We start from the raw sequence: 21,160 nt of genomic DNA, 5'->3' as shown, positions 1-21,160 counted from the left end.
TCACTTCCCCTTTTCGGTTTCGAACTGCAGGCGGGTGCCGTCGGCCACCAGGTCGCGGCCCTGGGCCACCACCTTGCTGCCCACGGGGAGGCCGTCCACGGAGCGCCAGCCGCCCTGGTCGGGGCCGACGAGCACCCGCTTGCGCCGGGCGACGCCGTTCTCGTTCACGAAGACGTCGGCATCGCGGCCCACGGCGGTCAGGATGGCGCTGGGCAGGGCCGGGCGCAGGGTCTCGCCTTCGCCCAGGATCACGCCCTCGGCGAAGAGGCCGCTCTTGAGGCGGCCGTCGGTGTTGGGCACCTCCATGCGCACCCGCAGGGTCCGGCCGTCCTGCATGACCGAGCCGCTCACCTGGGTGAGGGTGGCCTCGAAGGGCTGGTCGAAGCCGGCGATGCGGAAGGAGGCCTTCATGCCCTGCTTGACCGCGGCCACGGCCTCGGCGGGAAGGTCCGCCTGGATCTCGAGCTTGCGGTTGTCCACCACGGTGAAGGCCGTCTGGCCGGGGGTGAGCATCTCGCCGGGCTGGATGAGGCGCTGGGCCACTTCCCCGGCGAAGGGGGAGGTGATGCGGGACTTCCGCAGGCGGCTCTTGGCCAGGCCCAGGTTGCTTTCGGCGGCGCGGACCATGGCCATGGCCGCGTTGAAGTTGGTCTCGGCCTGCTGCGCGGACTGGCGGGTGACGCTGCGCTTTTCCAGGAGGCTCTGGGCGCGCTCGTTGTCGCGCCTGGCCTGCTGGGCCTGGGCCTGGGCCTGGGCCAGCTGGGCCTCGGCGGCCTGCACCGACAGGAGGAGGTCGTCCTCGTCCTGGGCGGAGAGCACGGCGCCGGCGGCGACGCGGTCGCCCTCCTGGACGATGACGCGGGTCACCCGGCCGGAGACCTCGGCCTTGAGCTCGGCGCGGTTCACGGCCAGGAGGGTGCCGGTGAAGGCGATGGCGCCGCGGAAGGCGTGGTTCTCCACGGGGGCGAGGGTGACGGGTACGAAGCCCTCCAGCTTCGTTCCGCGCTGGCGGACGATCTCCGCGTGCTTGCGGTACTGGTGGACGCTGATGGTCCCGGCGATGAGGACGGCGGGAAGGGCCGCGTAGACGATGGTTTTGGGGAAGCTCATGGGTTACCTCGTGGGGTCCGGGACGATCAAAGGGGAGGGAGGCCGCAGGAGCGGCGGTAGTCGAAGAGCGCGGTCCACACGCCCAGCTGGGCGCGGCGGCGCTGGCTCTCCTGCTGGCGTTCGGCGCGCTCGGCCTGGAGGAGGTCCAGGGACGTGATCAGGCCCTGGTCGTAGGACTCCCGGCTGTTGCGCAGGGCCTCCAGGGCGGCCTTGTAGGCCGACCGGGCCGCGTCGTGGAAGGCCAGGGCCTTCTGCATCTCGCGCTCGGCGCTGCTGCGCTCCACCGCGATGGCGCGCTCCTTGTCGATGCGGGCCTGGGAGACCTGCTCGAGCTGGGCGCGGTTCTGGGCGCGCTTGCCGGAGGAGCGCAGGCCGTCGAAGACCGGGAACTTCATGGTGACGTTCACGCGCCAGGTGTCGTAGGGCTCCTTGAAGAGGTTGGGCGTCCGGTTGGCCTGGTAGCCGTACGAGGCGTTGAAGTCGAACTTGGGCCGAAGGTCGGACTTGATGATCTGGTCGTTGGCGCGGTACATCGCCTCCTGGGTCTTGAACTGGGAGATCTCGCTGCGCTCGGCGGCGGTGATCGACAGGCTCGTGTCGGGCACCCCCGGGTCGGTCAGCTTCAGGGGGGTCCGGGGATCCAGCCCCAGCTGGCCGTTGAGGAGCTCCATGGCGCGCTTGTAGGCGGCCTCGGCCTGGAGGTTCTCCGGCACCACGCCCAGGTACTCGCTCTCGGCCCGCAGCCGGTCCAGCTCCGTGGCGCTCTGGGCGTCCAGCTTGGCCTTCACGTCGCTGAGGAACTGCTCGGCGGTCCGAAGGCGGGTCTGCACCACCTCCAGCTCGGCCTGGGCCGCCAGCACCCCGATGTAGGCCTTGGCCACGCCGTGGAGGGTGTCCAGCTCGGCGGTGGTGTAGGCGAAGGCGGCCTCCTTCTCGCCCATCTTCGCGATCTTCACCGCCGTGCCCAGCTTGCCCCAGTAGAAGAGGGGCTGGGAGACGGTGGCCGAGGTGGTGTAGAGCGTGGTGGGCGACACGAGGCTGGAGGGCTCCATTCCGAAGGCCCCGACCACGCTGCCCAGGTTGCTGTTGAGGAGGGACACGTCGCGCACCCGGGTGAAGTCGCCGTTGAGCGAAACCTGGGGCAGGGCGTCGGCGCGGGTGCTGGTGATGAGGCCGCGCCGCTCCTCCACGCGGGCCTTGGAGGCCTGCAGCATGGGGTTCTCGGTGCGGGCGCGGGCCAGGGCCCCGCCCAGGTCGAAGGCCAGGGGGGGCGCCTGGGGCGGGGTGGGGGGAAGCTGGGCCACTTCGGCCGCGGGGGGGAAGAACACCATGGTCATGCTCCTGGGAACGCTTCGGGGATGGCGAGGCCCCGGAGGCTGAATTCGGTGATGTGGCGGGCGACGGCCTTGAGGTCCCGGGGATAGTCGGGCTCCCCCCGGACCAGGCGGATCAGCTTGAGGTTGTTGTGGAGGTGGACCACCTGGCCGAAGATGCTGTTCAGGAATTCCAGGGCCCGGAGCCGCTCCAGGTCCGGGCGGAGGATCCGGATGCAGGCCATGAGGTGCTCCTGGGTGGGCCGCAGGTGCTCCAGGATCAGGTCGGCCACGTCCTGGCGGGGCGACTGCAGCTCCCGGGTCACCAGCAGGAGGCTGGCCTGGTCCAGTTCCGTGCCGCCGGAGCAGGCCATGAGCTCGTTCATGAGCGACTCGATCATCTCCCCCACCGCCAGGATGGCCAGGCGCCTGGCCTCGGGCCCTTCGGTGTCGGCCGGGGGCAGGGGCGGCATCACGGGACGAGAATTGAAGATGTGGCGCAGGGCCTCGGCGTAGAGGCCGGTCTTGCCGCCGAAATGGTACTGGACCAGGGCCGAGTTGGCCTGGGCGCGGCGGGCGATCTCCCGGATGCCCGTTGCGTCGAAGCCCTTCTCCGCGAAGCACAGGATGGCGGCTTCCAGAAGGCGGATCCGGGAGGACTGTTCGGTTTCGGGGTGGGTCATCGGGACCTCGGAAAGGCTTAATCAAACGGATGATCAAGCTCTCTTCATCTTAATCAATCGATTGATTGGGTCAAGGACTTTCTCCGGGAGGGCCCGTTCCATGCTATTTCTGTAAGGAATGAGGAGCACGTGATGCTGTTCTACATCTCCCTGTACGTTTTGGCGGCCATCCTGCTCTTCCAGGGCACCCAGCTCCTGGGCGAGCTGTCGGAGCCCCGGGAGGCCCTCCCCTCCGAAGTGCGTCCGGGTCCCTCCTGGGCAGCCCGCTGGGGCGGCTTCCTGGTCACCTACGGCGCCGCCATGATCCTCGCCGGGATCCTCAGCCACCCCTACGAATGGTTCCAGGGCTCCCTGGGGCTCCTGAGGGGCTTCGGCGTGGCCATCGAGGTCCTGTTCGGGCTCTGGCTGGTCTTCGGGCGCAAGGTCGACTACGCCCCCGCCCCCGGCGCCCCGGCCCCCGCCCACCACTGAGCAAAGGAACACGATGACCGCAGCACCCAAGGCTCCCAAGAAGGAAAAGGAAAAGCGCCAGACGCCCGAGGAGCGCCTGGAGGCCATGCGCTACAACCACATGATGTACGGCCCCACCGAAGGCGAGCTGAAGCTGGCCCCCAAGAAGATCGACTACGGGATCTCCTACATCAAGCACCCCAAGTTCCAGAGCCTCATGACCGCCTTCAAGCGGGGCGCCGAGTTCAAGTTCGACGTCACCTCCGCCGGCAAGGTCATCACCATCGCCACGGACGGCTCGCACATCACCGTCAACGGCAAGGTCCTCTTCTACTCCCGGATGCTGAACCGGTACGAGAACAACCTGCTGCTGAACAAGGCCACGGCCATCCAGAACGCCACCAGCGACCCCCTGGTGCACCTGGTCTTCGCGGTGCTGCGGAGCTTCCCGGAGCTGGCCGGGTACCAGGTCAACTACCTGAACAAGAAGTTCTGGAACGGCAGCGAGGCGCTGGACACGGGGCAGGTGGAGGAGGACGCCAACCTCCTGATCGGGTCCTTCAAGCACAACAACACGCTGGAGAAGACCCGCCGCTAGGGCAGCAGGGTCCGGTAGATCCCCGGCTTCCCGTCGCGGGTGCTGAAGAAGTAGAGGGTGCGCCCGTTCGGCCCTAGCACCGGGCTGGCTTCGGTGCCCTTGGTGTTGATGCCGGGGCCGAGATTCCTTGGGTTTGACCAGGATCCGTCCGCGGAACGGCGGCTGAGGTAGAGATCGCTCCCTCCCTCTCCTCCCGGGCGGTTGCTGGAGAAGACCAGGGTGTTGCCGTCGGGGCTGACGGCCAGTTCCGCCTGGTCCTGGTCCGGCAGGTTCAAGGTGGCCAGCGGGATGCCCGGGGCGAACCCCTTCCCGGAGGGCTTCGCGGCGTACAGCAGGGAATTCGGCGCGAGGTTGCCCTTGCTGCCCGTGAAATAAAGGGTCCCGTCGGCCGTGACGGACGGGGAATCGATGAAGGATTCGAGGCTGTCGTCCAGGAGGTTGCCGAGCCATTCCGGCCTGCCCCACCCCTCCGGGCCTTTGCGCACCGCCAGCAGGGCTGCGTCGGACACGCTGCGCAGGGCCCTGCCCGGGGCCGCCTGGATGGACACGTAGTAGAGGGTCGAGCCGTCCGGGGCAAGGGTCACGGCCATGTGGTAGCCTTCCCTGGCGAAGGACGCGGGTTCCGGGCGGGTCCAGGCCCCGGCCACCAGCCGGGATTCCATGATGAGGCGGTGGGCCTCGGCGAAGCACGCGGTCTTCCCGTCCGGGCTGAACGTGACCCCGAACGCGTTGGGACGGGCGATTCCGCCCGGGGCGAAGGGGATCGCCTTGCCCCCGGGCGCGTCCAGGGCCTCCGTGGCGATGCGGTAGATGCCGGGCTCCCGATCTTTCCCGCCGCTGCTGGTGAAGTAGAACCACCGGCCATCCGGAGACCAGGCGGGGCCGTACGCCCCCAGGCCGGCATTCACGCCCGGTCCCAGTTTCCGGGGCGAACCCCAGGCCCCGCCGGCGAACTGGGTGAGGTAGAGCGCGCAGCCGGGCCCGTCCAGGCCCCGGGCGAAGACGAGCCGGTTGCCGTCCGCTGAGACGGCCGCGTCGAACTCGTCCGCCGCCGTGTTGACCGGAGGGCCGAGGTTCTCGGGGATCGCGAAGCCGTCCCCCTCCCGCCGGGCGCGGAAGATGTCCCGCTTCCCCAGGGAGCCCCTGCGGGCGGTGAAGTAGAGGTCGCCGGCGGCCGTCACCGACGGGAAGGCGAACCCTCCGTGCTTCCCCTGGATCGTGATGTCCAGGCACCGGGGCTCCCCCCAGCCCCCGGGGCCGCGCCGGGACACCCATAGGTCATTGGGGCCCGCGGCCTCTCCGGTCCGGGGCCGGTTTGACCAGAAGAACAGCTGGGTCCCGTCGGGCGAGAAGAAGGGATCGCCCTGCTCGAAGTCCCGCGAGAAGGGGAGGGTCTCCGGGGCGCTCCAGGCGCCGTCCTCCAGCCGGGAGATGCGCAGGAAGGAATGCGCCTCGGGGAAGTAGACCGTCGCTCCGTCGGGCGCCAAGGCGATGGAGCGCACGCCGGCCCGGAAGAGGACCGGCCCGTCCGCCCGGCAGGCCACGCCCGCCAGGCTGAGGAGAACCAGCGCCAGGATGTTCATGGGCGCCTCGAAGCGGCTTGGGATGAATGCATCCCTAGATCTTAGCCAGACTCCGGTACGCTTCGAGGAAATGGCTGGCCTGGGGCAGGATCTCGTCCTCCAGGCTGGGGTGGTAGGCCACCCAGGTGTCCTTGGCGGCCAGTCTGCGCACCGGCGCGTCCAGTTCGAAGAAGAGCTCGTCCGCGATGCGGGCGGCCAGTTCGGCGCCATAGCCCCACTGGAGCGTGTCCTCGTGGGCCACCAGGACCCGGCGGGTCTTCTTCACGGTGGCGGCGATGGCCTCCCAGTCGTAGGGGTTCAGGGTGCGCAGGTCGATGATCTCGACGGAAAGGCCTTCGGCCTCTGCCTGGCGGGCGGCCTGTACGGCCCGGTACACGGTGCTGCCGTAGGTGATGACCGAGAGGTCGGTGCCCTCGCGCACGGTGCGGGCCTTGCCGAACGGGATCATGAAGTCGGGGCCGGGGTCGTTGCCCTTGTTGTGGGTCTGCCGGTAGAGGTGCTTGGGTTCCAGGAAGAGGACCGGGTCGTCGCAGCGCATGGCGGTTCGCAGCAGGCCCGCTGCGTCCAGCGCCCGGCTGGGGTACACCACGCGCAGGCCCGGAATGTGGGTGAAGGAGCTCTCCGCGCACTGGCTGTGGTAAACGGAGCCGCCCATGAGGTAGCCGCCGATGGGCACCCGGATGACCACGGGGGCCTTGAAGTGGTTGTCGCTGCGCCAGCGGATGGTGGCCAGCTCGTCCCGGATCTGCTGCATGGCGGGCCAGATGTAGTCCATGAACTGGATCTCCACCACGGGCTTGAAGCCGCGGGCGGCCAGGCCGATGGCGCGGCCCACGATGGTGGCCTCGGCCAGGGGGGAGTTGAAGACCCGGTTCTCCCCGAAGATGCGCTGCAGGCCATGGGTGGCCTTGAAGACGCCGCCCTTGCCCTTGAGCTCGTCCAGGATCTCGGGGCGGCTGGCGTCCGCCACGTCCTCCCCGAAGGCGAGAATCAGGGGGTTGGCGGCCATCTCCTGCTTCAGGGTGATGTTGATGAGGTCGATCATGGTCTTGGCGCCGATGCCCTGGTCCCCGGCCTGGGCCTCCCGGTCGAAGGCCGCCGACGTGGGGTCGGCCTCCTCGCTGTAGAGGTGGCGGGCGTAGGAGCCGCTTTCGGGCGGCGGCGCGTCCGCGGCCTCGGCCCAGGCCCGGTCCACCTCGTCCTGCACCTCGGCCTTGAGGCTCGCCAGCTCCCCGGGGGTGAGGAGGCCCTCCCGCAGGAGGCGCTCCGGGTAGGTGGTCACCGGGTCCCGCCGGGCCTCGTCGGCGCGCTGGGCGGGGGTCTTGTAGAGCTGTTCGTCGTCCGAGAGGGAGTGGGAGTAGGGCCGCACCACCCGCGCGCGCACCAGGGCGGGGCCCTTGCGGGCCCGGGCGTGGGCCACGGCCGTGCGCACCGCCTCGTAGCTGGCCACGGGGTCGCAGCCGTCGACGTTGTCGACGACCATCAGTCCCTGGGCCTCCCAGCCCTTGAGGAGCGCGGCCACGTTGGCGCCGGGATACTGCACCTCGGTGGGGACGGAGATGGCGTAGCCGTTGTCCTCGATGAGGTAGACCAGGGGGACCTTGAGGTTCACGGCGCTGTTGACGGACTCCCAGAACTCGCCCTCGGCCACGGTGCCGTCGCCGCTGGTGACGAGCACCACCTCGCCTTCGGTCATGCCCAGGCGGTCCTGGAGGTCCTCGAGCCCGGCCCGGAGGATGGCCTCGGCGGCGCCCACGGCCTGGAGGAACTGGGTGCCCGTCGGGCTTGAAGTAGTGAAAATGTTAAGCTTGTGGTCGGACCAGTGGCCGGGCATCATGCGGCCCCCGGTGGCGGGATCCAGCCTGGAGCCCACGGAGCCCAGGAACATGTCCCGGGCCGACACGCCCAGGCCGTAGGACAGGGCCCGGTCCCGGTAGTAGAGGAAGAACCAGTCCCTGCCGGGCTTCAGGCAGAGGGCGGCGGCGGCCTGCAGGGCCTCGTGGCCCGCCCCGTTGATCTGGAAGTAGACCTTGTTCTGGCGCTTTCCCGTGATCTCCCGGTCATCGATGCGCCTGGAGGCGTAGATGGTGCGGAAGAGACCGATTCTCTGCTCCCGGGAAAGGCTGTGAAGATCGGGGACCGTCTCGGTTTTCGCCACAGGCGCTCCTCTCGCCGAAGCCCGGCGGGCGAAGTGAATCTATCACAACCAAATTGGTCAACCATACAGGTTCCGGCCAAACCATAGATGTGCACAGACCACCCGGACCGCAACCGGGCGGATTCATGCGTGTGGCCGGTCTGCCGGTCTGTCCAGGTCAATCGGCCGCGGCGTAGGCCTCGTCGAGGATCTGGCTGACGTGGCGCACCCGCACCTCCAGGCCCTTGCGCCGGGCGCCGTAGCCCAGGTGCATCATGCAGGCGGGGCACTCGGTGGCCAGCGTCTGGGCGCCCGTCTTCGCGACGTTGCCCATCTTCCGGTCCAGGACGCCGGTGGCCTCCTCGTGGTGGAGGAAGGTGTAGCTTCCGGCGGCGCCGCAGCACCAGTCGGCCTCGGGCAGCTCCTTGAAGGTCACGCCCGGGACGGACTTGAGGAGCTTGCGGGGCTGGGCGGTGATCCTGGCGAAGCGGTTGGAGAGGTGGCAGGGATCGTGGTACGTGACGGTTCCGGTCACGGCGCCCAGTTCCCCCTCCAGGCCGATGGAGGCCAGATACTCGCTGAAGCTCCGCACCTTGGCCGAGAGGGCCGCGGCCCTGGCGCTGTAGACGGGGTCGTCCTTGAGCAGGTGGCCGTACTCCTTGAGGTGGGTGCTGCAGCTGCCGCAGTCGGAGACGATGGCCTCCAGGCCCTCGGCCTCCTCCGCCATGTGGTCGACGTTCTTGCGGGCGATGTCGCGCGCGGCGTCCAGGTCCCCGTAGGCGTGGGCGGGGCGGCCGCAGCAGGTGTTGTCCATGATGGTGGTGGCGCAGCCGTTGCGGGCCAGGACCCGCAGGGTGGCGCCGACGACCTCCGGGAACTCGAAGGAGAGGCCGCAGGAGGCGAAGTAGCCGATGCGGTGCAGGACCTCGGCGGGCCTGGGCACCCGCTCCTGGTCGCCCCGCAGGAAGGCCCTGGCGTCCATGGGGGGCAGCATGGCCTCGGTCACCTGGAAGCGGCGGTCCACGAGACGCAGGGCCCCGGACCTTTCGACCACCTTCACCAGGCCGTGCCGCTTGGCCCACAGCGCCAGGCGCCCGGCGCTCTCCAGGCGCTTGTTGTCGGCCAGGATCTCGCGGAACAGGAAGCGCTGCCACGCGGGCTGGCCGTGGCGCTTGATGTAGGCGTGGCGGATGGCCAGCACGGTCTCGTCGGTCCTGATGGCCGGGAAGCAGTGGGCCGTGCAGCCGCGGCACAGGAGGCAGTCCTCAAGGGCCGCCGCCACGTCGGGGGTCAGTTCCATGTTCCCCAGGATCAGGGCCCTGCCGATCGCCTGGCGGCCGCGGCCCAGGGAGTGCTCGGAACCGGTGGTGCGGAACACGGGGCAGCCGGCCTGGCAGAAGCCGCACCGGTTGCACTGCGCGATGGTGTCGTAGAGGGGGAGGAGTTCGGGGGTCGCCATGTCAGATCCCGGCCACGAAGCGCCCGGGGTTGCAGATCCCCAGGGGGTCGAATTCAGTCTTGAGCCTCTTCATCATGTCCACTCCCCCCGGGGGGGTTCCCCAGGCGTCGAACCGGGCCTTCAGGGACCGGGGGGCCGCCTCCAGGACCAGGCTGCCTTCCGCAGCCTCCGCCTCCCTGCGCAGGCCCTCCAGGACCATCAGGGCCTCGCCCGGATGCGGGTCGGCGCCGGGGGCCAGCAGGACGCGGAGGACACCGGTGGCCGCATGGGCCGTGACCACCGCTTTCAGCCCGGCCTCCCGGGCCATCCCCTCCGCCGCGGCCACCAGGGCCGGGGTGGCGGAAAGGGGCACGGCGATGCGGCAGAGGATGGGGTCGTAGGCGCCCTCGAGCAGGTCCCGGATGCCTTCCCAGGCCCGCGAGGCCGCGGCCTCCTGCAGGACGTCGGCGGTGCCGCCGCCATCCTGGAAGAAGCCGGTGAAGTCCCGCACCTGCCGGTCCACCGTCTCGGAGCTGCCCGACAGGGAGACCGCCAGGACGCAGGTGCCCGGGGGACCCCCGAGGAGCTGGGCGGCCTCGACATTCAGGAATTCCAGGGCCTCGGGCAGGAGGAAGGAGGCCAGGGTCCGGCCCACCACCGCCCAGGCGGTGGCGGCGTCGGGGAAGCGGCCGATGACGGCCGCGCGGCGCGCGGGCATGGGCAGGAGCTTGAAGGTCACCTCGGTGATGATCCCCAGGCAGCCCAGGCTGCGGATGAAGAGCTTGTTCATGTCGTAGCCCGAGACGTTCTTGATGACGCGGCCGCCGCAGTGGATGCGCTCGCCGTCGGGGAGCACCACGCGCATGCCCAATACCCAGTCCCGCACGGTGCCGTACTGGAGCCGGCAGGGGCCGCTCGGGTTGGCCGCGACCATGCCCCCCAGTGTGACGCGGCGCAGGCCCGGCGGGTCCAGGGGCAGGACCGTGCGGTCCTTGGCGACCAGGGCCTGGAGGGCCTCAAGGCGCATGCCGGCCTCGGCGCTGATGCAGAGGTTGGCGGGATCCCATTCCACCACCCGGTCCAGGCGGTCCAGGTGAACCAGGACGTCGGCCCGGGCCGGCGGGTTGCCCAGCCCCAGGGAGGTGCCGCCCCCCAGGGGGATCATGGCGGCGCCGGCCTCGGCGCAGGCGCGGACCACGGCCGACACTTCGTCCTGGGTGCCGGGGCGCACGGCGAGGGTGGGCCTGACGCCGTCCACGGGTTCGCCGGGGCCGTACACGAGGCCCGGGCCGACGATGGATTCGAGCCGGGAGCGCAGTTCAGCGTTCACAAGCCACCTCCTTGGCCGGGAAGATCTTCCCGGGGTTGGCCAGGTTGGCGGGGTCGAAGGTCGTCTTGACCCGCCGCTGGGCCTGGATGTCGGCCTCGCTCATCACCAGGCGCATGGCGTCCAGCTTCTCGAGGCCCACGCCGTGCTCGCCGCTGATGGTGCCGCCCAGCTCCGCGCAGAGGGACAGGATCTCCATCCCGGCCTTGAGGACCCGGGCCTTCATGTCCGCGTCCCGCCAATCGAAGAGGATGAGGGGGTGCAGGTTGCCGTCGCCGGCGTGGAAGACGTTCGGGATGCGCAGGTCGTACTTGGCGGCCACCTGCGAGACCTTCTTCAGCACCTGGGGCAGTGCGGTGCGGGGCACCGTGCCGTCGCACACCAGGAAGCTGGGCGCGAGGCGCGCCACGGCGCCGAAGGCCCCCCGGCGCCCGGCCCAGAGCAGGGCCCGCTCCGCGTCGTCCTTGGCCACCCGCACTTCGCGGGCGCCGTGGGCCCTGCACAGGTCGCTGATGGCCGCGGCCTGCGACTCGAGGTCGTCCCGGAGCCCGTCCACCTCGATGAGCAGGAGGGTCGCGCAGTCCATGGGCAGGCCGCAGTGCAGGGACGCCTCCACGGCGTGGATGACGAGCTGGTCCATCATCTCCAGGGTGGCGGGGACCATGCCCGCGGCCACGATGGCCGACACCGTCTCGCTGCCCTCCTCGATGCTGTCGTAGATGGCCAGGAGCGTCTTGACGGACTCGGTCTGGCGCACGACTTTCACGAGCACCTCGGTGCAGATGCCCAGGGTCCCCTCGCTGCCCACGAACAGGCCCGTGAGGTCGAAGCCCGGGATGTCCGCGGCCTTGCCGCCCAGCTTCTCCACGCGGCCGTCGGGGAGGACCACCGTGAGGCCCAGCACGTGGTTGGAGGTGACGCCGTACTTGAAGCAGTGGGGCCCGCCTGCGTTCTCGGCCACGTTGCCGCCCAGGGTGGCGGCCTTCTGGCTCGCGGGGTCGGGGATGAACTGGTAGCCCAGGGGCGCCAGGGCGTTGCCCAGCTCCAGGTTGAACATTCCCGGCTGGACCCGGGCCCGCAGGTTCGGGATGTCGATCTCCAGGAGGCGGTTCATGCGGATCATCTCGATGACCGCGCCGCCCCCGAAGGGGATGGTGCCGCCGGTGAGGTTGGTGCCCCCGCCCCGGGGCACGAAGGGCCTGCCGTGGCGGTTGCAGCACTGGACCACCTTGGCCACCTCCTCGGTGGACTGCACGAAGACCACCGCCTCGGGGCGATGTTCCTCGAGGTAGCCGTCGTACTGGTAGAGCTGGAGGTCCACGCTGGACGCCAGCACGTTGGATCCGCCTACGATCTCCCTGAGATCCCGGATGAAGGCCTGCTCGCTCATCGCTCACACTCCCTGGTTGCTCCCGCAGGCGGGGGGCCTCGGGATGCATTGGCACGCTGTAGGTTCTGGATTGGGCTGCCCGATTCTAGCGAGAGTCAAGGGAATGTCTAACCTTATCCATGGGAAGGGTTTGGGGGACGGAGGCGGCGGTTTTCCGTTCCGGCAATCCGTACGCGGCTTCCCCCGCGAAACCGTCGGAGAGCGCCGGGGTCCGCGGGGGAAAAGTTGCCGGATCGTCAATCAGAAGCTGGTGCCAAGACTCCAGGTGAGGCTGGTGGCGTCCCGGAAGATCTTCCCGTCCCGGTCCTTGACGTCCCTGTTCAGGCTGTCCCGCCGGACCTCGAGGCGCGTGAAGGTGGCATGCCACCGGCGTTCCACGCCCAGGGAGCCGGAGTGGGCGGTGAGGTTGGCCGAGGGGTCCAGGGCGATGGCCCTGGCCACCGTGGCGTCCGCGCCCAGGCGGATGCCCGTGTCGTCCCGGAGGGTCTCCAGGCGGCCGTAGGCGCTCCAGCGGTCGTTGAACGGGTACTTGCAGATGGCCCCGAAGCCCGTCCAGCTGGCCTTGTCGCCGGAAGGCAGGTCCTCGCGCCCGTTCTCGGCCTCCCACTGGAGGGTGGTGGCGCCCCAGACCCACTGGCCCGCGAAGGAGACCCGCGTGCGCTTGCGGCCTTCGGCGCCCCTGACGGCCGCGGCGCCCAGGCCGTCCTGTTCGGCCCCGGAGAAGGCCATGAGGGTGGCGAACCTGTCCGCGGCGCCGCCGTGATTGTAGGTGAGGCCCACACCCGCGGTCTTGCCGCGGTTGTTGTCCTGCACCCGGTCCTCGCCGTTGAAGACCCACACGTCCGAACTCCAGGAGCCGCTGAAGGCGTGGTGCCAGTTCAGGCCGACCTGGGCGCAGGGGATGGCGTACGTGAAGAGAATGCCCCGGGTGGCGGGCACGTTCAGGGTGGCGTCCAGGACCTCCATGCCGATGGCCGTGTACATCCGCCCGAACTTGAGCGTCTCGTTCCCGCCGCTCCAGGTGACCATGGCCTCGGGCCAGGCCAGGGACCCGGTTTCCGCGGGCGTGGTGCCCGAGACGGCGGTGATGGCGTTCAGGAACTTCCCGGTCTGGCCTCCCAGGATCGTGAACTTCAGGCCGAAGCCGTCGGGGAGGGTCACGTCCGCGCCCACCTGCAGGCCGTCCAGGGACAGCTGGCCCCCGCCCGCGTCCACGGTGCGCAGGAAGAGGGCGCCGTCCGGGGTCTGGCGGTCCGAGGCCGCGCCGGAGGCCCACACGGCGCCCCGCCATTTGACAGCGGGGCCCGCGGAGGCGGGAGGGGTCTGGGCGGCAAGGGCCAGGGAGGCGATGAGGGCAAAGGTGATGCGCGTGCGCATGACGGCTCCAGGTGGGGGAGAAGGAAGGGCGGGGGTGCGTCGGCGCCGCGCCCTCCCGCCCTGGATTCCAGCCAGGGCCCCTGGGGGCCCCGGAGTCAACGTTTCGTCAAAGCCTAGAGCGCGTCCGTGTAGGCCACTTCGCCGTGGAGACCCATGTCCAGGCCGGACTCCTCGACGCCGTCCTCGACCTTCACCTTGGTGATGCGGTCGATGATCCAGAGCATGCCATAGGTGAACACGAAGGCCCAGGCGCTGGAGATGGCCACGGCCGCCAGCTGCTTGAAGAAGAAGCTCGTGCCGCCGCCGGTGAGCAGGCCGTTGGTGACGATGGCGGGGTTCCAGGACTTGTCCGCGAACATCCCCAGGAAGATGATGCCGATGAAGCCGCCCACGCCGTGCACGCCCCACACGTCGAGCGCGTCGTCCCAGCCCAGGCGGTTCTTGAGGGCGACGGCGTAGTAGCAGATCACGCCGGAGAGGATGCCGATGAGCGCGGCGGTGGCCGGCGACACGTAGCCCGCGGCGGGGGTGATGGTGGCCAGGCCCGCGACGGCGCCCGTGAGGAGGCCGAGGAACTTGGGCTGCTTGGCGTTCATCCATTCGACCACGAGCCAGGTGACGGCGGCGAAGGAGGCGGCCACGTCGGTGTTGATGAAGGCCGAGGTGGTGACGGAGTCCACCTGGAACTCGCTGCCGGCGTTGAAGCCGTACCAGCCGAACCACAGGAGGCCGGTGCCGAGCGCCACGAGGGGGATGCTGTGGGGGATGCTGTCGACGACCTTGCGCTTGCCCACGTAGAGGACCGAGGCCAGGGCCGCGATGCCCGCGGTGTTGTGCACGACGATGCCGCCGGCGTAGTCCAGGACGCCCCACTGGGCCAGGATGCCGTCGGGATGCCAGACCATGTGGCAGAAGGGGAAGTACACGAAGATCAGCCAGGCCGTGAGGAACCACATGTAGGCCTTGAAGGTCACGCGGTTCGCGAAGGCGCCGGTGATGAGCGCCGGGGTGATGATGGCGAACATCATCTGGTAGGCCACGTGGACGAAGGTGGGGATGCCCAGCGCGACGTTGCCCTGGTAGAGGCTGTGGAGGGTGATGCCCTTGAGGAAGGCGTGGGTGAAGGGGTTGCCGATGATCCCGTGCACGGAGGGGCCGAAGCACATGGAGTAGCCGAAGGTGAACCACAGCACGGTGGTCCAGCCCATGGACACGAAGCTCTGGATCATGATGCCGAGCACGTTCTTGCGGGCGCAGAGCCCGCCGTAGAAGAACGCCAGGCCCGGGGTCATGAGCATGACGAGGCTGGCGCAAAGGATCATGAATCCTGTGTTGCCAGTGTTGATCTGAGGTAACACGTGACCTCCTTGGGAAAGGGATGGGGAAAAGGGGTTGGAATGGCGCGTAAGGGGAGGGTCCAGGGCAGGGCCCGGCCAGGAGGCGCGGCAGGCGCGCTCCCCAAGTGCAGGGCCTTCCCTGCGGAGTGGATGAGGACATAAAGACGTTGATATGAAGACCGGCTTCTCGGGTATAAAGATTGCGTAAAAAAGTGTCCCCTAGGCCACCACAGCCCTGATTGCTGTGAGGGAAATCACATTGTTCCTGCTCAATTCCTCCGGCGCCCGGAGGGCCGGATTCCGTAAATGGAATTTTATCTGCGCGCGGAGTTTTACTGAATTTCAAATCTTAATTCCGGATCGGCGGTGCAAAGGGTGGAGGATGAGTTAAAAATTTCATGGCCAATGAAAATCATTATTCAGCAAGGTTCTGTGGCCTGGCCGCATTGTGGGAAACCGGGGGTGCATATGGGGGCGGCAGGGTGGGTCAGGACGGTCATCGATGTGCCGGTTCCTTTCGGTGGCATTCTTTTTCAGCGCCTCAGCGAATCCTCTGCGCCTCTGCGTTTAAGGGTTTACCAGGGGCAAGCGGCGCCCCGAATGGGCGGACGGCAACCACCTCGGAAGGAATCAAACGCAGAGGCGCTGGGGATTCGCAGAGGCGCTGGGATGGTACGCATTACGGCTGTTTTCGAATAGTATCCAGCGGGTGATCTCAAAATGATAAACAAAATATTATCAATTTTTAGATTCGACCTTCAGCATGCATCGCCACGGGTGCTTGGTGGCCGATTGCATTTATTAAGATCCAATTTAAATCCATGTCCACACCTCCTGCCGGAATCTCCCCGAGGCAGGATGCGCCTGGATTCGTACCTCGGACACCCGGCGGCGGCCCGGGTTACGTTCCCCCCGGGACGCCCGACGGCAGGCCCCGGGTCCTCTGGAGCTTTGTGACATCATGGGCAGACCCGCCGCCCAGGAGAACCCTCCCGTGACCTCCGATCCCAGCCCCGCCTCCGGCCCCATCGTGGTGGCCCTGGGCTCGGACGCGCGGAGCCTGCGGCTGGTGCATGCCGGGTTCCGCATGGCGCGGGAGCAGGGCCGGCCCTGGGTGGTGGCCCACGTGGAGGTGCCGGGGTGGGAGACCCCCGAGGAGGCCGACCAGGCCCGGGTCTGGCTGGAGGAGGCCCACGAGCTGGGCGCCGAGGTCATCTGGCTGAAGGGGCCCACCGTGGTGGCCGGCCTCCTCATGCTGGCCCGCAAGCGCGCGCCTTCGCTCATCATCATGGGCGTGACCCGGGCCCGGGGTCCCTGGGACCGCCTGGAGAGCTCCCGGGCCAAGGAGATGCTCGGGCGCAACCTGGACGTGCGCATCCTGCCGCTGCCGCTGGACTCCGCCCCGCCGGTGGACTTCGCCTGGAGGAACCTCGGAGACCTGGTGGGCATCGCCGGGGCCCTGGCGGTGATCCTCACGATGGCCGGCCTCTTCGCCGCGGCGCTCGCGGTGGTGCTCGGCTTCCCCGCGGTGCCGGCGGTCTTCGCCCTGGCCCTGGCCTTCATTCTCCACCGCTGGGGCCGGGTCGTGGGAGCGGCGGCCACCCTGGCCTCCTTCCTCGTCTACGGTCTCTTCTTCAACCGGGCCTCCGGTATGGTGCCGGTGGACGGCTGGCCCCGCTTCATGGCCTTCGCGGCCACCGTCCTGGGCGCCCAGGCCCTGGTGGACCTGGTGGGCCAGCTGCGCCAGGAGACCCGCCTGGGCCGGCGCCGGGAGGCGGAGACCGTTCTGCTCATGCTCCTGGGGCGGGGACTGGCCCGCTGCTCCACGGTCCAGGAGGTGGCCGGGGTCCTGGTCCGGCGCCTGCGGAGCCTCTTCCAGGCCGAGGCCTGGGTGCTCCTGCCGGCGGAGGGGGACCTCTGGACCCGCCTGCCCGGGGGCGGCGACGCACCGCCCTGCGCGCCGCCCTCCGGGCTCCTGCCGGAATTCAGCGCCGCCGTCGCCCGCGAGGATCCCCTGGAGCCCTTCTTCGAACCGCCCTGCTCCTTCGTGCCCCTCGCGGGCACCGGCGGCACCGAGGGCCTCCTCCAGATACGCCTGGCCTCCGGGGGCCGCGTGCCCCAGGAGCGCTGGGGCCTCCTCCAGGCCTTCGCCGTGCAGGGCTCGCTGGCCCTGGAGCGGATCCGGGCCGTGGAGACCGCCCACAGCGTCCGCATGGAGAACGAGACCGAGCGCATGCGCAGCACCCTGCTGGGGGCGGTCTCCCACGACCTGAGGACGCCGCTGGCGGCCATCCAGGGCGCGGCCACGAGCCTGCTCCTGCCCGAGGAGGCCCTGACCGAGGCCTCCCGGCGCGACCTGCTGATGATGATCCGGGAGGAGAGCGAGCGCCTGTCGCGCCTCCTGGGCAACCTCCTGGACCTCACCCGGCTCGAGAGCGGGATCATCCGGGTGCGCAAGGAATGGCAGCCCCTGGACGAGGTGGTGGGTTCGACCATCGGGCGCCTGGAGCGCCAGGGGCCGGTGCCGGTGCGCGTCCTCCTGCCCGCGGACCTGCCCCCGGTGCCCCTGGACGGGGGGCTGATGGAGCAGGTGCTCCAGAACCTCCTCGTCAACGCCCGGCTCCACGCCGGGGACGGCGAGGTGCTGCTGGAGGCCTGGGCGGCGCCGGATTCCATGGAACTGGCGGTGTCGGACCGGGGCCCCGGCGTCCCGGCCGAATACCAGGCGCGGATCTTCGACAAGTTCTTCCGCATGCCCGGCCAGCTCCGGGACGGCGGCGCGGGCCTGGGGCTGGCCATCTGCGACGCCATCGTGAAGGCCCACGGAGGCCGGATCTGGGTCGAGGACCAGGAGGGCGGCGGGGCCCGGTTCCGCGTCAGCCTGCCCCAGGACGGCCCTCCCCCCCTGCTGCCTGACCCTGAACCCGTGCCGCCGGAGCCCGCCCCGTGACGCAGCCCCTGATCCTGATCATCGAGGACGAGGCGCCCCTGCGGCGCTTCCTGGTGCCCACCCTCTCCACCCAGGGCTACCAGGTGGATGTGGCCTCCACCGGGGCCGAGGGCATCCTCCTGGCGCGCAGCTACAACCCGGACATCATCCTGCTGGATCTGGGCCTGCCCGACCGGGACGGGCTGGAGGTGCTGAGGGAACTGCGCGACTGGAGCCGCAAGCCCATCCTGATCATCTCGGCGCGCAACCAGGAGACGGACAAGGTCCGCGCCCTGGACCTGGGGGCGGACGACTACCTCACCAAGCCGTTCGGCGCCGCCGAGCTGCTGGCGCGCATCCGCGTCGCCCTTCGGCACGCCGCCGGGTCCGGGCGGGAGACGCCGCTCCTTCGGGTCGGGTCCCTGTGCCTGGACCTGGAGAAGCGGGAGGTGGCCATGGACGCCGTGCCGGTCAAGCTGACGCCGCTGGAGTACCGGCTCCTGGAGGCCCTCGCCCGCCGGGCCGGGAAGGTGGTCACCCACGCCCAGCTCCTCAACGACGTGTGGGGCCCCACCGGGGAGGGCCAGACGCACTACCTGCGGATCTACATGGGGACGCTCCGCCGGAAGATCGAACCCGATCCGACCCGGCCGCGGTACCTCCTCACGGAGCCCAGCATCGGCTACCGATTGAACGTGGACTAGGGATAACGTTTTTATGAAAGCCCGGCTCTGTCCGGGCGAGCCTGGGCGTGAAGGCCGTGGGCCGGACTTCCCGGAAGCGGCGGGAACGGGAATTTAATTGAAAGGTTTCCAGTGTTTGACGACCAGGTGTTCGGTTTTGTGCATCCGTGGGCGTCCGGTCCCGTTCAAATTAATGTCATTAATTAAATAACATATTAAATGAGTATGATAATCCGCTAAAGGCATTCATTTTGAATGTTAACCATCAGAAAGATGTTGAGTTTTAGGGGCCCATGGACGATAAAGGAGGGGCTGGGGCGGTCAGAGCGCTATGGGTAATGTTTCATACATACTGTCGCCGGGTGCGCTTTACGCGCTCCTGGGATGCCTAAGCTTCGCCTTCCTGGCGCTCCTCCCGGTCCTGCCGGGGAAGAGCCCCTACTATGTGCATTCCGCGCTGGTGCTGTTCTTCAATATCGCCACCATCGCCCTGGCCCTGGCCAAGGCCCGGGATCTCCCCGAGGAGCGGACGGGATGGCGGATCTTCGCTCTGGGGGTGGCCGTTTCCATGCTCGGCAACGCCCTTTGGCTGGTCCTCCCCATCGCTCCCGGCGCCGCCGCGCCGATGAGGGCCGTGGCCTACGCTGCGACGCCATTGTCGGCGGCCATCCTGGCCCTGGCGGTGTGGAGCTGGCCCTGGCGGGGACGCGACAGCCACCGGGGGCTCAACCTCCTGGGCAGCCTCGTGTTCTGTCTTTCGTTCCTTCTCCTTCCCTGGATCAGGGGCGTCTGGAGTCCGGTCATGGAGGGCGCTCCTCCGCTCCGGATCTTCGTGATCACGCTCTGTTCGAGGCTGGTCCTGGCGGGAGGCCTGGCGTCCTTCCTGGTGGCCGGGGACCCCCGCCGCCTGCGCGGGCCTCTGGGGTGGCTGCTGCTCAACTGCAGCCTCCTGTTCGTGCAGGGCGCCTTCCTGTCCCATTCCATGGCGCGCATGGACGTGGCCGCCAGGTCCCCCTGGTTCGCCCTGACGCCCCTCATCACAGGCGCCCTCTTCCTGGCCGCCTACACGCGCCACGCCGCGGAAGTCCCCACCGAGGAGGCCCGGCTGGGGAACCACCTTCCCGGCCTCCTGCTGCACGTCCCCTTCCTGGCCACCTCCACCCTCATCGTCGTGGCCATCATCGAAGGCAGGCCTCCGGGACCCGGGGTGCTTCTGGTCTTCCTGCTGATGACGGCCTCGCTGGTGCTGCGCCAGTTCCTCCTGCAGGAGCAGCTGATGGCCTCCCACCGGGAGATGGAGGAGCGGGTGCGAAGCCGCACGGTGGAACTGGAGCGCATGCAGGACGTGGTCCTGCTCAACGAGCGCCTGAACGCGGTGGTGGTGCTGGGTGCGGGGCTCGTGCACGACCTGAACAAGGGCCTGGGCTCCATCCTGTCGGCCGCCGAGGTGCTGCAGATGGAACTGGAGCGCCGAATGAAGGTCTCCGGGTTCGCCGTGGAGGCCATCATCCAGGCCGTGGAGCGCTCGGCGGTCCTGTCCTCGCGGGTGATGGACTTCTCCCGGCGGCTGCAGGAGGAGGGGGAAGTGAGGGACCTGCGCCGTGAGCTGGGCGCGCTGGAGGGGCTCCTCAAGCTCCTGGTGCCCTGCGGCGTCCACCTGGTCATGCAGCCCGGGCAGGAACCGGCGCCCGTGCGCATCCACACCGAGGACCTCAAGCAGATCCTGCTGAACCTGGTGGCCAACGCCCGGGACGCCATGCCCGGAGGCGGCACGATCCGGGTGGCGGTGGGCAAGGAGACCCTCACCGGCGAGACGTACCTGGACGTCGAGGACACCGGCACCGGCATCCCCGAGGAGACCCGCGCCAGGATGTTCGAACCCTTCTTCACCACCAAGGATCCCGGCACCGCCACGGGCCTGGGGCTGGCCTCGGTGAAGGTCCTGCTGGAGCGGGTCCAGGGGCGGGTGGAGGTGAGCTCGTCCATGGGCGCGGGCACCCGGTTCCGGCTGCTCTTTCCGGCCGCGGCGTCCGTGCACGCCTAGAAGCGTTCCACCTTCCCGATGTCCACGAACATCTCCAGGGGATCCACCAGGAGCCCGTCCCGCACCGATGCGTCCAGCAGGTAGGTGTGGTCGTCCAGGGTGCGCACCGGGTCGCCCAGGGGGTCGAACACATGGTTGCCCGCGCCCGCGAAGGTTTCCAGCGGGTGCTCCGAGGCGCTCACGCAGCAGCCCACCGCGAACACGCCGTTCTCGATGGCACGCGCCTGGAGGAGGGCGCGCCACACGTGGTCGCGCCGCCAGGGCCACCAGGCCGGGGCCACCAGGGCGTCGCAGCGGGTCTGGAGGCGCAGCGCCCGGGCCTGTTCGGGGAAGCGCAGGTCGTTGCAGTTGAGCAGGCCGAGGGTCCAGTCGCGGAACCGCACGGCCACGTACCGGTCGCCGGGCTCCCAGAGGTCGAACTCCCCGTTGGGCTGGAAGAGGTGGACCTTGTCGTAGCTGGCCCTCTCGGCCCCGCCCTCCCAGAACGTGAGGCGGTTGCGCCGCTCCTCCGTGATCGACCCGAAGACGAAGCCGGTGCGGGGGTGGTCCCCGGAGACGCGCCGGAACCGGGCGCGGGCCAGGGCCGGGTCCAGGGTGCGCCGGTAGCCGTGGAGGAAGCCCTCGGGAAAGACCACCAGGTCCGCCCCGCCCGCGGCTGCACGGGCCGCCTCCTCCTCCATGCGGACAAGGTTGGATTCCACGTCCATGCACACGAACCGGGACAGGTGGATCTTCATGGCAGCTCCCCGCATTGACAGGCC

16 protein-coding genes are annotated in these 21,160 nt (G+C 69.2%); 5 read left to right on the top strand and 11 right to left on the bottom strand.

Annotated elements, in window-relative coordinates; translation table 11 throughout:
• From RAH40_RS11520 to RAH40_RS11510, 3 genes are read right to left on the bottom strand one after another with little or no spacing between them, the layout of a single operon-like run.
• Nucleotides 1–1,110: an efflux RND transporter periplasmic adaptor subunit gene (locus tag RAH40_RS11520; protein WP_306602268.1), complete on the bottom strand. Its 1,110-nt coding sequence runs from the start codon at nt 1,108–1,110 to the stop codon at nt 1–3.
• Between the two features lie 26 nt (nt 1,111–1,136).
• The gene (locus tag RAH40_RS11515; RefSeq protein WP_306602267.1) at nt 1,137–2,441 is read right to left on the bottom strand and encodes a TolC family protein; all 1,305 of its coding nucleotides are present in this window, start codon (nt 2,439–2,441) and stop codon (nt 1,137–1,139) included.
• Nucleotides 2,442–2,443: 2 nt separating this feature from the next.
• Entirely contained in the window at nt 2,444–3,106 is a 663-nt protein-coding gene (locus tag RAH40_RS11510) for a TetR/AcrR family transcriptional regulator (protein ID WP_306602266.1), read from the bottom strand.
• 132 nt (nt 3,107–3,238) lie between these two features.
• Here RAH40_RS11510 and RAH40_RS11505 point away from each other — a divergent pair, with 132 nt between their 5' ends.
• Complete coding sequence (locus RAH40_RS11505) at nt 3,239–3,577, top strand: hypothetical protein (protein ID WP_306602265.1); 339 nt, start codon at nt 3,239–3,241, stop codon at nt 3,575–3,577.
• A 13-nt stretch (nt 3,578–3,590) separates the two neighbouring features.
• Nucleotides 3,591–4,154, top strand: coding sequence for a hypothetical protein (locus tag RAH40_RS11500; protein WP_306602264.1), 564 nt, complete (start codon nt 3,591–3,593; stop codon nt 4,152–4,154).
• On the opposite strand, the gene RAH40_RS11495 is transcribed toward RAH40_RS11500, so the two are convergent.
• From RAH40_RS11495 to RAH40_RS11465, 7 genes are all read right to left on the bottom strand, one after another.
• On the bottom strand, nt 4,151–5,737 hold the full coding sequence (locus RAH40_RS11495) for a hypothetical protein (RefSeq protein WP_306602263.1): 1,587 nt from the start codon (nt 5,735–5,737) through the stop codon (nt 4,151–4,153). The two genes, RAH40_RS11500 and RAH40_RS11495, sit on opposite strands and share 4 nt — an antisense overlap.
• Nucleotides 5,738–5,771: 34 nt before the next feature.
• Entirely contained in the window at nt 5,772–7,895 is a 2,124-nt protein-coding gene (locus tag RAH40_RS11490) for a dehydrogenase E1 component subunit alpha/beta (protein ID WP_306602262.1), read from the bottom strand.
• Between the two features lie 157 nt (nt 7,896–8,052).
• Nucleotides 8,053–9,333: a (Fe-S)-binding protein gene (locus tag RAH40_RS11485; protein ID WP_306602261.1), complete on the bottom strand. Its 1,281-nt coding sequence runs from the start codon at nt 9,331–9,333 to the stop codon at nt 8,053–8,055.
• Between the two features lies 1 nt (nt 9,334).
• Nucleotides 9,335–10,642, bottom strand: a complete 1,308-nt coding sequence (locus RAH40_RS11480) for an FAD-binding oxidoreductase (RefSeq protein WP_306602260.1) — start codon at nt 10,640–10,642, stop codon at nt 9,335–9,337.
• Nucleotides 10,632–12,029: an FAD-linked oxidase C-terminal domain-containing protein gene (locus RAH40_RS11475; RefSeq protein WP_306602259.1), complete on the bottom strand. Its 1,398-nt coding sequence runs from the start codon at nt 12,027–12,029 to the stop codon at nt 10,632–10,634. Before RAH40_RS11475 ends, RAH40_RS11480 begins: the two co-directional genes overlap by 11 nt.
• 240 nt (nt 12,030–12,269) lie before the next feature.
• Complete coding sequence (locus tag RAH40_RS11470; RefSeq protein ID WP_306602258.1) at nt 12,270–13,406, bottom strand: outer membrane beta-barrel protein; 1,137 nt, start codon at nt 13,404–13,406, stop codon at nt 12,270–12,272.
• 113 nt (nt 13,407–13,519) lie between these two features.
• The gene (locus RAH40_RS11465; RefSeq protein WP_306602257.1) at nt 13,520–14,728 is read right to left on the bottom strand and encodes an ammonium transporter; all 1,209 of its coding nucleotides are present in this window, start codon (nt 14,726–14,728) and stop codon (nt 13,520–13,522) included.
• A 976-nt stretch (nt 14,729–15,704) separates the two neighbouring features.
• On the opposite strand from RAH40_RS11465, the gene RAH40_RS11460 reads away from it, so the two are divergent.
• The 3 genes from RAH40_RS11460 (at nt 15,705) to RAH40_RS11450 (ending at nt 20,399) form a co-directional block, all read left to right on the top strand.
• On the top strand, nt 15,705–17,693 hold the full coding sequence (locus RAH40_RS11460; protein WP_306602256.1) for an ATP-binding protein: 1,989 nt from the start codon (nt 15,705–15,707) through the stop codon (nt 17,691–17,693).
• On the top strand, nt 17,690–18,376 hold the full coding sequence (locus RAH40_RS11455) for a response regulator (protein ID WP_306602255.1): 687 nt from the start codon (nt 17,690–17,692) through the stop codon (nt 18,374–18,376). The genes RAH40_RS11460 and RAH40_RS11455 overlap by 4 nt, the downstream gene beginning before the upstream one ends.
• 424 nt (nt 18,377–18,800) lie before the next feature.
• On the top strand, nt 18,801–20,399 hold the full coding sequence (locus RAH40_RS11450) for a sensor histidine kinase (protein ID WP_306602254.1): 1,599 nt from the start codon (nt 18,801–18,803) through the stop codon (nt 20,397–20,399).
• On the opposite strand, the gene RAH40_RS11445 is transcribed toward RAH40_RS11450, so the two are convergent.
• A complete protein-coding gene (locus RAH40_RS11445) occupies nt 20,396–21,136 on the bottom strand; it encodes a carbon-nitrogen hydrolase family protein (RefSeq protein ID WP_306602253.1) in 741 nt (246 codons plus the stop codon). The genes RAH40_RS11450 and RAH40_RS11445 overlap by 4 nt on opposite strands.
• Between the last annotated feature and the right edge of the window lie 24 nt (nt 21,137–21,160).

It is taken from the genome of Geothrix sp. 21YS21S-2 (assembly GCF_030846775.1).
Classification (GTDB): Bacteria; Acidobacteriota; Holophagae; order Holophagales; family Holophagaceae; genus Mesoterricola.
This window is presented reverse-complemented; position numbering and strand designations above follow the sequence as displayed.

Excerpts from the sequence above, each read along its gene's own strand:
- RAH40_RS11520 (WP_306602268.1), bottom strand. The coding sequence starts at position 1,110 with ATGAGCTTCCCCAAAACCATCGTCTACGCGGCCCTTCCCGCCGTCCTC.
- RAH40_RS11515 (WP_306602267.1), bottom strand. The coding sequence starts at position 2,441 with ATGGTGTTCTTCCCCCCCGCGGCCGAAGTGGCCCAGCTTCCCCCCACC.
- RAH40_RS11510 (WP_306602266.1), bottom strand. The coding sequence starts at position 3,106 with ATGACCCACCCCGAAACCGAACAGTCCTCCCGGATCCGCCTTCTGGAA.
- RAH40_RS11505 (WP_306602265.1), top strand. The coding sequence starts at position 3,239 with ATGCTGTTCTACATCTCCCTGTACGTTTTGGCGGCCATCCTGCTCTTC.
- RAH40_RS11500 (WP_306602264.1), top strand. The coding sequence starts at position 3,591 with ATGACCGCAGCACCCAAGGCTCCCAAGAAGGAAAAGGAAAAGCGCCAG.
- RAH40_RS11495 (WP_306602263.1), bottom strand. The coding sequence starts at position 5,737 with ATGAACATCCTGGCGCTGGTTCTCCTCAGCCTGGCGGGCGTGGCCTGC.
- RAH40_RS11485 (WP_306602261.1), bottom strand. The coding sequence starts at position 9,333 with ATGGCGACCCCCGAACTCCTCCCCCTCTACGACACCATCGCGCAGTGC.
- RAH40_RS11475 (WP_306602259.1), bottom strand. The coding sequence starts at position 12,029 with ATGAGCGAGCAGGCCTTCATCCGGGATCTCAGGGAGATCGTAGGCGGA.
- RAH40_RS11470 (WP_306602258.1), bottom strand. The coding sequence starts at position 13,406 with ATGCGCACGCGCATCACCTTTGCCCTCATCGCCTCCCTGGCCCTTGCC.
- RAH40_RS11465 (WP_306602257.1), bottom strand. The coding sequence starts at position 14,728 with ATGATCCTTTGCGCCAGCCTCGTCATGCTCATGACCCCGGGCCTGGCG.
- RAH40_RS11460 (WP_306602256.1), top strand. The coding sequence starts at position 15,705 with ATGGGCAGACCCGCCGCCCAGGAGAACCCTCCCGTGACCTCCGATCCC.
- RAH40_RS11445 (WP_306602253.1), bottom strand. The coding sequence starts at position 21,136 with ATGAAGATCCACCTGTCCCGGTTCGTGTGCATGGACGTGGAATCCAAC.